We start from the raw sequence: 1525 nt of genomic DNA on the forward strand, positions 1-1525 counted from the left end.
AAAGGCTGGCGACGACCTACTCTCCCACCGGTGAAGGCAGTACCATCGGCGCTGTTGGGCTTAACTTCTCTGTTCGGAATGGGAAGAGGTGGACTCCAACGCTATAATCACCATAAAATCTTAAATATCTTTATGACATAAATAATGTAAGGAAAGTAAAACACTAAGTGTATACGGAAAGCTTACGGGCAATTAGTATCGCTCGGCTATGACCTCTCAGCCTTTACACCTGCGACCTATCAACGTCATCATCTCTAACGACCCTTATAAAGAAATCTCATCTTGAGGTGGGTTTCGCGCTTAGATGCTTTCAGCGCTTATCCCGTCCCAACGTAGCTACCCAGCAATGCACCTGGCGGCACAACTGGTACACCAGCGGTTAGTCCATCCCGGTCCTCTCGTACTAAGGACAGAACCTCGCAAATTTCTAACGCCCACAACAGATAGGGACCGAACTGTCTCACGACGTTCTGAACCCAGCTCGCGTGCCACTTTAATGGGCGAACAGCCCAACCCTTGGGACCTTCTCCAGCCCCAGGATGTGACGAGCCGACATCGAGGTGCCAAACCTCCCCGTCGATATGAGCTCTTGGGGGAGATCAGCCTGTTATCCCCAGAGTACCTTTTATCCTTTGAGCGATGGCCCTTCCATGCGGAACCACCGGATCACTATATCCTAGTTTCCTACCTGATCGGCTTGTTTGGCCTCACAGTCAAGCACCCTTATGCTATTGCGCTCTGCGTACGGTTACCAAGCGTACTGAGGGTACCTTTGAAAGCCTCCGTTACTCTTTTGGAGGCGACCACCCCAGTCAAACTACCCGCCAAACAATGTCTCCTATAAGGATTAGGCATCAGATAAATAAAGGGCGGTATTTCAAGGGTGATTCCACGATGCCTGGCGACACCGCTTCATTATCTCCCGCCTATCCTACACATCATTTACCCAATACCAATGTTAAGCTGTAGTAAAGGTTCATGGGGTCTTTCCGTCCCGTTGCTGGTAAACGGGCATCTTCACCGTTACTACAATTTCACCGAGCTCGTGGCTGAGACAGTGCCCAGATCGTTACACCATTCGTGCAGGTCGGAACTTACCCGACAAGGAATTTCGCTACCTTAGGACCGTTATAGTTACGGCCGCCGTTTACCGGGGCTTCAGTTCAATGCTTCTCCCGAAGGATAACACCCCCCTTAACCTTCCGGCACCGGGCAGGTGTCAGGCCTTATACTTCATCTTTCAATTTCGCAAAGCCTTGTGTTTTTGCTAAACAGTCGCCTGGGCCTTTTTACTGCGGCTTCTCCCGAGGGAGTAAGCGCCCCTTCTCCCGAAGTTACAGGGCCATTTTGCCTAGTTCCTTAGCCACGGATCACTCGAGCACCTCAGGATTCTCTCCTTGACTACCTGTGTCGGTTTGCGGTACGGGCATCTTACTGCGTAACGCTTAGAGGGTTTTTCTTGGAAGTCTGATTAGGGTCATTATCCACGCACCCGAAGGTTTGTGGTACTATCACGTTCAGCACA

At 50.7% G+C, this 1525-nt stretch carries 2 rRNA genes; both read right to left on the bottom strand.

The features are described 5' to 3' along the window. Positions 1–3: 3 nt before the first annotated feature. A 5S ribosomal RNA gene (gene rrf / locus E1171_RS01550) occupies positions 4–115 on the bottom strand. A gap of 56 nt (positions 116–171) precedes the next feature. Next, positions 172–1525, bottom strand: a 23S ribosomal RNA gene (locus tag E1171_RS01555); the annotation flags it as partial.

It is taken from the genome of Xanthovirga aplysinae, from assembly GCF_009711365.1.
Classification (GTDB): Bacteria; Bacteroidota; Bacteroidia; order Cytophagales; family Cyclobacteriaceae; genus Xanthovirga; species Xanthovirga aplysinae.